The organism is Streptomyces sp. NPDC006510, from assembly GCF_040611955.1.
Lineage (GTDB): Bacteria > Actinomycetota > Actinomycetes > Streptomycetales > Streptomycetaceae > Streptomyces.
The window spans coordinates 1-10271 of record NZ_JBEXPH010000247.1; the positions used below are offsets into that span (position 1 = coordinate 1).

Below are 10271 nucleotides of genomic sequence, written 5' to 3' on the forward strand. Positions count from 1 at the left end.
CGGGTGGTCGAGGGTTCTGGCAGGGGCAGGGCGGCCATGAAGTGGGCGATGTCGGTGAAGTAGGCGAAGTCGCCGGTGGCGGTGAGTTCGCGCAGTCGGCTGATGGTGGCGGCCAGGTCCTGGTCCTCGCCGCGGACGGCGTGGTGGAAGGCGAGGGCGAGCTCCACGAAGCGGTGGAGGAAGGGGAGCCCGGCGGCCTCGATGTCGGTGTGCAGGTGCTGGGCGCGGTCGGTGACGCTGTCGGTTCCGGCGTCCTTGATCAGGGCGACGACCTGGGCGAGGAGGGTGTTGGAGCGCTGGTCGAGGCCGTTCAGGAGCTGGTGGGCGAGAGCGAGCTCGTCGCCGGCGCGGGCGGGGTCGGCGAAGGAGAGGGCGAGGGCGAGGCGGACCTGCGTCATGGCGCGCTCGCCTACGGCGCCGTGTTGCTCGGCTTCGGCGCGGCCGGCTTCGAAGGCGGCGACGGCCTGGGCGGTGTCGGCGTGGGACCAGTGGATGTCGCCGAGGACGCGGTGGTGGCGGCCCTTCCAGCCCAGGGTGGGGACGGCGGCCAGGGCGGTGGGGAAGTCGCCGGCCAGGCGGGCCAGGTTGGCCAGACCCCGGCGGGCCTTGGGGGCGAGGCGGCCGCCGGTGTCGGCGACCTGCTGCATCCCGGCACGGGCGGCATTGTTCCGGCTGAGGTCCTTGTACGCCTTGGCCCGGTAGTACAGGGCCATCTCGGTCAGCTCGGTGGGCAGCAGGCCGGTGTCCAGGACGGCGGTGAGACGGTCGGCGGTGCGCCGGCGGTGTTCGTGCTGGCGGCGGGTGATCGCGGTGAGGAGCTCGGCCACGGCATCGGCCGGCGTGTCCAGTGCCGGGCCCGGTGCCCCGGTGCTGGTGCCTGCCGGGGTGGTGGGTGGGGTGAGGGGTTCCCAGACGGAGTCGTCGGTGTAGACGAAGGCGGCTTCGGTGAGCCAGCCCAGGTCGGTCAGGCGGTGGTCGCGGGCCAGGCGCAGGCCCTGGCGCAGGCAGGCGACGAGGAGGATGCGGCTGGGGGTGAGGGCGGTGGTCGTGGCCCATTGGTCGCCGAGGGCGGCCAGGGCGCGGGTGGCGGCCTGGTGCCAGTCCGCGGGTGTCCAGTGGTCGTCGGTGTGGTCGTCGGCTTCGGTGAGGGCGGAGCGGATCGCGCCGTGCAGGTGGTAGGGCCACAGCGCGTAGGGGTTTTCCGTGACGATGGGTCGCTCTGTCAGGCGCCGGGCGGGTGCCTGGTGGGTGAGTCCCGCGGCGCGGGTGGCGAGGTCGAGGTCGAAGGCGTCCAGCAGGGACACTGAGCGCAGGACGTGCCGTTCGTCGGCGGTGAGGTCGGACAGGGCGCGGGCCAGGAGCGCGGGGAAGGTGTGATCGAAGTCGGCGGGCTGCGGCTCGCGGGTGCGGCGGATCTCCAGGAAGCGGGAGGCGGCCAGGTCGAGGTGGAGGGGCAGGCCGTGGGAGCGGGCGGTGATCACGGCCCGGATCTCGGGGCTGATGAGGGGGCGGCCGTCCTTGACCAGGCGGCGGGCGAGGTGGCCGTCGCAGTCCTCGGGGGAGAGGTCGCCGATCAGGTGCTGCCGCCCGCCCGGTGCGCTGTGCCGGGGTGGTGGGACCGGGCCCGGCGCGGTGGCCAGGCCCGGCCAGGCTGTGGGTCCGGTGTGGTCGAGCTGCCCGTGCAGCGCGGGGTCGGCCCACTGCAGCCGGGACCGGCCGCTGATGACGAAGAAGCAGTTCGGCATCAGCCACACCAGGCGCTGCAGGAGGCGTTCGAGGTCGCGGTGACGGTCGGCGGTGTCCTCGAAGGTGTCCAGCAGGATCACCGGCGTGATCTTCTTGCCGTCGGGCAGACGGCCCAGCTCCCACGCCAGCAGGTGGGGGTAGAAGGACAGCGTTTCCAGGCCGGGTTCGGTCTCCAGCAGCGGGCCGAGCCGCGCGCAGCCGGCCAGGGCCCGCACGGTCTGGCGGCGCTCGCGCAGCGCGCCGGCCAGGGCGCCGGTGACCTCCCCGACGACCGAGCCGACGGTGCCGGGCAGCAGCAGGGCCTGGGCGACGTCGCTGAGGGCGGCCTGTGTCTGCTGCGGCAGTGCCTTGCCGAACCGGCTGACCAGGCCGCCGCGTTCGAGGTAGGCGTCGAGCGGGTCACCGGGGTGCTGGGCCTCCCAGTAGCGGCGCAGTGCGATGTCGAAGGCGGGCAGCGGTCGTGCGACGGTCGTGGCGAGCGCGGCCCGGATGGTCAGGACGACGTCCTCGAAGGTGGTGCCGGCCGAGCGGGCCAGATCGATCCGGACGGGCAGGATCCTGTGCCCGGCCCAGACCGGCTCGCCCCACTGTGCCGGCCGGGTACCGCCGAGCGCGGCTTCGAGTTTGCGCATGAGCGTGGACTTGCCGACGCCGCCCACGCCGTGGAAGACGACCAGATGGGTGCGCGGCGCCTCAAGGTCCGCGGGGTCGAAGCCGGGGGCGGTGACATGCCGCAGATGTTCGGCGAGCGCGGTGGCGACGAGCTCCCACTGGCCCTGGCGATTGGTGAACGCCTCGCTTGCGTCGATGGGGTCGTTCGAACTGAACAACGCACGCAGGTCGGCCATGGTCCCCCCAATGGTGATCGTCTCGGACCCAACCTATGACGCGGTGAGTCCTGGCGGCTGCACTCTGGTGGGGTGGGCCCGACAGCCACCGGCAGTGGACGGGAAACCGGCCACGGCCGACAATGATCCTTTTGTCATCGTTCTCGCCTTGTGAAGGTTGGTCCTCGTGCACGATCCGGCATCCCCCTCCCCCGAGAAGCCGTCGCCTCCACCGGCCGGCCCGCGCGGCCCCGGCCAGGCGGCCGCCGCCGACGCGGTACGCCAGGTGTTTGCCTGGTACGGCCAGCAGATCCTGGCCGTCCAGCGAGCTGCGGATCCCGATCCCGCACGCCTGGAGCAGCTGATGGCCCGGCAACGGGCGTGCGTGCAGGACCTCAGCACCCTGGAGGAGGGCGGCCCTGGAGAAGCGGAGCGCATCGCCGCGCTCTACGAGGCCCGGCTGCGGGAGCTCAGGGGGCCGGGGCCGCATCAGCTGTAGTGGCCGGGTGGTCACGGTCTTCGTGGGGCCGGGGCAGGGGAAGGGCGGCCACTGCGGCTGCGGCGGGCAGGCGCTGCGGCTGAAGGCGCGCGGGCATCAGAGGCCGTGCCATCCGGTCGATCTGTTCCAGGTCGGCGCGGTAGTGGGGCAGTTCGGCCCGCAGCTGGTCCTGCAGGTTCCAGAACCGGGCGGCCTCCTGGTCCGTGTAGGGCCGTGTCTGCTCGGCGAGCAACGCTCCTGCCGCACTCACGGCCACAGCGCGACCGTCCCGCGAGCCGGCGTCGGCGCGGTACAGCACGCTGCCGTCGCGCCGCAGCACCATCACCGAGTCGGCCAGCGCCGCCTGCTCGGCGGCCGCCACCGCCTCGGCGAGTACCTCGAAGTGGGTGTCGTGCCCGCTCGCGGTGGTGAACCGGCCCGTGCCACCGAGCCGGTTCACCTGCGCGCAGCGATCGGCGGTGCCCTGGCGTGAGTCCGCCGCGCGCACGGCCAGGACCACCAGCTCCACCCGATAGCCCGCCGACCGGTACAGCAGAGCGCTGCTGAGGAACCCGGCCGCGCTGGACGGTGCGATCTCGATGACCACGTCCCCCCGCCGCTCCCGCACGTACGCCTCGGCCATCGCCTGCCAGGCCCGGTAGTCGGCCCGGATCCGGGCACCCGCCGTACGCGGCTCCTCCTGCAGCAACTGGTAGTAGTCCGGGTGCATGGCCTTGAAGTCGTCGCCGCTGATCCTGGTCGGCCGGCCACGCAGCGCGCGGCGCAGCATCGGCATCATGCCGGTCTTGCCGGAACCGGGCTGCCCCATCACGTACACCGCCACCGGACGCTCCTGGGCGGTGATGCCTGCCAGAAGGGACGGCGCGATCAGCTCGTCGAAGATCCAGCGGTGCTCCTCGGCGGAGAGCCGGTGGTAGTCCGTCCCGGGCGACACCGTCGTTGCCTGGGCAGTGCGCCGCAGCGGTTCGGCAAGGGCGGCGGCACGCTCGGCGTCGCGTCGCACCGCCAGGGCCCAGTCCTCGGGCAGCCGCGGATCGTGCGCACGCCGGTCGGCATCGGCGAGCTGGCGGCGGAAAGCGCCGGTCTCTGCCGCGTCCCACGGCCGTAACCGCTCGGCCAGCAACGCCTCCCGGGCCCCGATCGGGCGGAGCCACCGGCCATCAGGGGTGACTTCGTTGGCGTACAGGACCTTGCCCGCGCGCCGTACGACGACGACACGGTCGGCCAGGCGGCCGGCCTCGATCTCGGCCAGGGCCGTGGGCAGCGCGGCCGCGCAGGCGTCGTGGTTGTCCCACCCCACGTACCGCGCCCGGCCCTCCTCGGCGAGCCGCAGGTACCGGTCCAGTACACCGAGCTGGGACACGGCCTCCGGGACGGCCAGGGCCACCACCTCGACCCGGTAGCCGGCCGCGCGGTAGGCGGCCACCGAGGCCAGCCACCCGGCCGGGTCGCCCAGAGCCTCCTCCGCCACCACGTCGTACCGGCACGCGCGGGCGTGCGCTTCCACCTCGGCCTGCCAGCGGTAGGTCTCGGCGCGCACCTTGATCCCGGCCGTACGCACGTCCTCTGCCAGGAACTCCTGATAGTGCACATGGACGGCCTTGTAGGCGTCACGCTCTACCCGCACCACACCGCCCCGCCGTTCAAGGGCCGCGTGGACCAGGTCCATCACCAGGGTCTTGCCACTGCCGGCCTGCCCGGCCACGAAGACCACCACGGGCTTCGTCTGGGACATCGCGCCCCGAACAGCGCCCAGCAGCACCGCTGATGCGGGGTCATGCCGGGCCTGATCGCCAGCCGGGTCCACGGGCGCTCCCGGAACTTCCGGCCGAAGGGGGTGGAACGGCGAGCTCACGTACTCCTCCACGAGCAGGTATCGGTCGCGCGATGCGGGGTGTGGGGCTGGGTCGGGCCATGGACGGTGCCAGTGAATGGGCTGGTTAGTCCTGCTGCAGCTGGTTGCGCAGCGCATCGAGGGTGATGCCCTTCTTGGTGCGCCACAGCGTCCAGCCGTTGATGGGGCTTCCCGTGACTGCGATCGCCGCCTTCGACGGCGAGGTGTAGGGCGTGGCATGGCCTTCGACAATCAGCCTGCCCTCGGCTGTCACTGTGGCTGTGGCCTGTCGGCCCGCCCGCCGTTGCTGAAACGACAGCACGTCCCCGGGCTCCAGCAGTCCCTGCAGGAGCAGTTCGGCCAGCGGACCCTGCGGGGCTACCGCTTGGCCAGCGGTCGATTCCTGAGCGGGTGACGCGCTGGGCTGCGGCGCGGTGTCGATGGACAGGGTGATGTGGATGGTCTCGTCCGGGGCGGCTGCGGTCAGCTTGTCCAGGAAGGACCGGTCGAAGTGAAAGCTCACGGTGGGCACTTGGGCTCCTCTCGGCGACCGCTCTATGTTACCTGCTAACGACTTTGCTGCGAGAGCGGTTAGCAGACAAACTCTCGGAACAGGTTAAAAGAGTGGGTTAAAAGTAAGGGAAAGTGCTGCTAGGGTTCGGGATGGAGGTAGACAAACATGGCATCAGAGGAAGAGCTGTTCGCGAACATCGACGCCCTACTCGCGGAGGAGCCGCAGCTCCCGCCCCCGGCGGAGCGCGCCCGGCTGCGTGAGGCCGCCGGCATCACCCAGGCCCGCCTCGCGGTCGCGTTGAAGACGTCGACGCAGACGGTGAAGAACTACGAGAACGGCCGCTCCGAGCCGAAGTCGCCGCGCCTGGAGGCCTACCAGCGGCTGCTGAACGGGTGGGCGGCGAAGTACCCCGCCCACGGAGCTCCCTCCACCCCGGCCGCCGCGCCGCAGCCCGCCCCGGTGCCGGAGACGTTCACCGGCCCGGCCGCCCCCGAGGCCACCGAGACGGAGACCGCCGCACCGGTTCAGGCCCCCGTCGCGCCCGAGCGTCCCGCCCGGCCGACCGCGACATCGCGCCGCCCGGCGAAGCCCGCGACCGACCCGCGCTTCCCCCACGGCCCGCTCGCCGTACTGGACGGCGACGGCTCCGCCTACGGCACGGGCGGCATCGTGCTGGACTGCCCGGCCACCACGGTGCCGGAACTGGTGGAGTGGACCCTCAAGGAGTCCGGCCTCGGCGCCGCCAAGCTCAACCGCTACGGCAAGGACAGCGACCCGCTCATCGTCCTCACCGCAGCCGCCGCCGTGAAGCTCGGACTGCCCGAGCGCCTGGAAGGCCACGAGCAGCGCCGCTCCCTGCGCCTGCCCGAGGACCACCCCGTGGTCAAGCAGGTCGCGAAGGCTAAGTGGCAGCTCACCCAGCGAGGCTTCGGCCCCTGGGCCCGGATCTACCGCAAGGCCCAGGGCCGCGACCGGCAGTGCGTGCAGCTCGCGATCCTGTCGTGGGACGCCCTCGATGAGCGGTCCTGGCCCGGCGTCGCCGAGATGGAGCCGGCCGACATCGCCCGCGTCCTTGGCGTCTACGCAACCCGGGTCATCACCCCACGCGGCTCCACCGCTGTCTCCGGGCTGGAGCTGATGACAGCGCTGCGCCCGCCCACGAAGCCGGAGCGCGACGGAGAGAGCGGGAACTGGGTGTCCGGCTACAACCCGGGCTCGCTGGGGACGGAGCCGATGGACCCGGCGCCGCCGGAGGCCACCCCAGAGCACCCCGTCGTCGTCAACAGCGGCTGGACCGGAGGGTTCCTCAACGAGGAGGCGTACCAGTGGGTGCGGCCGGTCGAAACGCTCACGGATGAGGAGTGCGTCCTGCCGTACGCGGTCGGCCTCGACCTCAACACCGCGTTCCTCGCGGCCGCCGCGCGCCTGACGGTCGGTCTGTCGGCGCCCGACCACTTCGTCGGCCCGAAGTTCAACCCGAAGATCCCCGGCTCGTGGCTGGTCGACCTGTCCCACATCGAGCTGGACCCGCGCCTGCCCAACCCGTTCACGCCGGACGGCACCCGCCCGGCCGGCCCGGCCTGGTACCAGACGCACACCCTCGCCTACGCCCAGGAGCTCGGCCACGACGTGCACCCGATCGAGGCGTACCTGCGCCGCGAGACCGGCGCGTACCTGGACCCGTGGCACGACCGGCTCAAGAACGCGTACGTCGACACCCTCGCCGACCTCGGCGTCACCAAGGACCTGAACGACCAGCAGTTCCTGGCCGCGATGGAGCAGCACAAGCAGAAGGACCCGGCGCTGGCCGCCGTCCTGTCCGCTATCAAGGCCACGGTCAAGGGCGGCGTCGGCAAGCTCCGAGAGCGCCCCCAGGGACGGCACTACAAGGACGGCGAACGGTGGCCGGCCCTTCAGCGGCCGACCTGGCGCCCCGACATCCGTGCCGCCGTCATCTCCAAGGCGCGGGTCAACATGCACCGCAAGCTCAACAACATGGCGAAGATGACCGGGCTGTTCCCGCTTGCCGTGCTCTCCGACTGCGTCGTCTACCCCTCACCCAGTGAGAGCCCGCTCGACTTCCTGCCGTACGCGGCGTCCGGCAAGCCGCAGCCCGGAGGGTTCCGCCTCGGGCCCACACCGGGCCTGGCGAAGCTGGAGGGGGTTCAGTCGATGATGTGGACGGTTGACCTGATGGAACAGGGCCTCAACCCGGCCCGCCACATCAAGGGCGGCGACGCCGTCCTGGACGAAGGGGAGTAGACCGTGGGGGAGATCGACGACGCGATCGAGCGGGCCGACCGCGAGGCGTTCACCAAGGACCCGCCCAAGACCCTCAAGGGCCAGATCGGGTTCCTGCTCAAGCAGTTCGGCACCGCGAAGGCCGTCGCCCAGGAGCTCGGGGTCACCCCCGACTCCGTCAACAGGTACCGGCGCGGCGCCCGCAAGCACGCCCGCGCCGACGTCGCCGCCAAGATCGACGACGCCGTACGGCAGCGGTGGCAGCCGCTGGTGCGCAAGCGCCGGCAGAAGCAGGCCGCCACCACCGGCGGGATCACGGTGGAGACCCGGGCCCGGTTCGGCTACACCGCGCCGGTCGGCACGACCGACGACGGACGGTTCCGGCGACTCACCGTGCACCTCCCCGCGGCCTACGCGCAGCGCCTCTTCGACGCCCGCGACGCGGGGGCCAGCGACCAGCAGATGCGCGGAATCATCGCCGAAGGGTTTAAGGAAGTGTATTTCCAAGACGGCGGCGGTCGCGCTATGGGACTGTCGGACGTGGAAATCAACGACATCGACTACCTCGATCTGGATTACTGACCAGGAGCGAATAGGTGACCGCCGAATTTCCTGTGACTGAGCGCTTGAACTGGCGAGTTAGCGCTCGACCTGGCGAGCTGAGTCTGCCGTATTGACGGTGAGTCTGTGGTTGATGGCGTGACGGTCCTTCGCTGATGGCTCGCGCCGCCCTGGGTAACTCAGCCCAGACGGGGGCTGTATCGGTGCGGCTCTCGGGTAACGGAACGACGTGAGCCGCCAGAGCCGCGTTGGTCAGCGGTCTCTGGTCGACGGCCTATCCAAGCGCCCAGGTGTCCGTGCCCGTGAGACTCCGGACGGTGCGACGCCCACAACGCCCTTAAAAGCTGCGAGACGGTCGCACCCTCCATAAAATATTGATGGAGCCAAACACTGGCGAACAGCAGGAGGCCCCCATGGGTGCATGGTGGCAAGACTGCGGATTCTGGGCCAGCCCTTATGACGTGCGCCCTATCCCGAGTTCCGGCATAGGCGACAAAATGCTTGTCGGGCGCGAGAACGAGATCGATGACCTTCAGGGCAAGATTTCTAGCGGAAACTTGCACGCAACGATCAATGGCCCAGTAGGCGTAGGGAAGACAAGCCTCATCGCCGTAGTCGGGTATCGCCTAAATCAAGGATTCCAGCAGGGAGATGCTCCACTTATCCCTCTCGACAGTCCCCTTCCTCTGAATTCAATGGATACGGCCGCCTCTTTCCAAAGGAGACTCTGCCTTGAATTGGGGCACGCCTTCATCAAGAACCATGAAGCCTTGAAGCAGAGAGGCTACCACTTTCCCAATCCTGATGCTGTTCGACGGTGGATTATGGATCCTGTCTGGCAGACCAGGGGGATTGGTGGAAGCGCGGGCGGATTTGGCGCTCAACACACCAAAGGGAGTTCAGCCACATCATCCTCCGGTTACGACGAATTCGGCCTCCCCGCCACAATCGCAGCCTGGCTAGAAGAATGCTTCAGTGGTGGCGAGGCTGGAGGTTTCGTCTGCACTATCGACAACCTTGAACTTATTCGACGGCATCGCCAGTTGCAGGGCGTCCTGGAATTGCTGCGAGATACGGCCTTTTCTCAGCCGGGTCTGCGTTGGGTACTCTGCGGCGCGGAGCAAGTGGTCCGCACACTAATCGCCACGCCGCGACTGCATGGGCGCTTGGACGATCCCATAGATTTGCGCCCGCTTGGAGACCATCAGGTAGGGCCTGCCATCGAAACGCGCCACGATGTGTATTCACGCGACAGGAGGGCCAGTTCCACCCCCATCCTTGGGCCTGACGAGTTCCTCTTCCTGTACGACGCTCTAGGGAAATCTCTGCGGGATTCGTTCCGCTATGCTGAAACATTCTCGGGCTGGGCTCACCGCCACCGGCAAGGAATCCTTTTGTCAAGCAACAGGAAGGACGTATTGCATGCTTGGCTCATCGAACGCGGTACGGAGCACTATCACGACGCAAGCTACCGGGTGAAGCCTAGAGCATGGCAGCTTTTTGATGACCTAGTGACAGGAGGCGGATTTTGCACATATGGTCAGCACGATGAGTTCCACTTCGCCAGCCCCGGGCCCATGCAGAAGCAAATGGAGATGCTACTCGACGCCAACCTGGTTCGGGCGGAAGTGATTCCGGGGGGTAAAGGGCGTCACTCTCTTACCGTAACCTCTATGGGCCGCCTCGTGGCGATGGCACGATCCAGCCCGCTTCTACCCTAGATGAATGAGTCCGATGTTCTCAGTGGCCGTAGGCGCGACCTCAAGACACCGAGGCTCCGGTTTTGTGACACCATGTGAGGCAGATCACTCCACACGCCCGACTCCGGCTGCCGGACGCACCACCGCCGAACGTCAGGCCAAGAGCCGCCACCACCACCTCGCGGGCCTCGGCGTCTACCTGATTGGCTTTGTACACGAGAACGGGTTCTGGCTCACTTTCCGTGGACCATGCACGCTGGGTGACGATTGTCGGGCAAGTGGGCCATGGAAAGTTGCCCGGAATTGACCCGTACCGGGTGCGGTGCGGCTGACAGTTCGGCCCGTGGAA

The 10271-nt window shown here is 69.4% G+C and carries 7 protein-coding genes; 4 read left to right on the plus strand and 3 right to left on the minus strand.

All coding sequences use genetic code 11. The features are described from left to right. On the minus strand, positions 1–2594 hold a 2594-nt coding region (locus ABZY11_RS39270; RefSeq protein ID WP_356483758.1), incomplete at its 3' end, for an ATP/GTP-binding protein. A 166-nt stretch (positions 2595–2760) separates the two neighbouring features. Here ABZY11_RS39270 and ABZY11_RS39275 point away from each other — a divergent pair. Further along, positions 2761–3072, plus strand: coding sequence for a hypothetical protein (locus tag ABZY11_RS39275; RefSeq protein ID WP_356483759.1), 312 nt, complete (start codon positions 2761–2763; stop codon positions 3070–3072). Here the strand turns inward: ABZY11_RS39275 and ABZY11_RS39280 are convergent. Beyond that, positions 3044–4807 (minus strand): zeta toxin family protein, encoded by a 1764-nt coding sequence (locus ABZY11_RS39280; protein WP_356483760.1) that lies wholly within the window; start codon positions 4805–4807, stop codon positions 3044–3046. The two genes, ABZY11_RS39275 and ABZY11_RS39280, sit on opposite strands and share 29 nt — an antisense overlap. A 205-nt stretch (positions 4808–5012) precedes the next feature. Beyond that, entirely contained in the window at positions 5013–5438 is a 426-nt protein-coding gene (locus ABZY11_RS39285; RefSeq protein WP_356483761.1) for a DUF4357 domain-containing protein, read from the minus strand. Positions 5439–5585: 147 nt separating this feature from the next. Here ABZY11_RS39285 and ABZY11_RS39290 point away from each other — a divergent pair, with 147 nt between their 5' ends. From ABZY11_RS39290 to ABZY11_RS39300, 3 genes are all read left to right on the plus strand, one after another. Continuing rightward, the gene (locus tag ABZY11_RS39290; protein ID WP_356483762.1) at positions 5586–7682 is read left to right on the plus strand and encodes a helix-turn-helix transcriptional regulator; all 2097 of its coding nucleotides are present in this window, start codon (positions 5586–5588) and stop codon (positions 7680–7682) included. 3 nt (positions 7683–7685) lie between these two features. After that, entirely contained in the window at positions 7686–8243 is a 558-nt protein-coding gene (locus ABZY11_RS39295) for an XRE family transcriptional regulator (protein ID WP_356483763.1), read from the plus strand. Positions 8244–8635: 392 nt separating this feature from the next. Continuing rightward, complete coding sequence (locus ABZY11_RS39300; RefSeq protein ID WP_356483764.1) at positions 8636–9943, plus strand: hypothetical protein; 1308 nt, start codon at positions 8636–8638, stop codon at positions 9941–9943. The last annotated feature ends 328 nt before the right edge of the window (positions 9944–10271 follow it).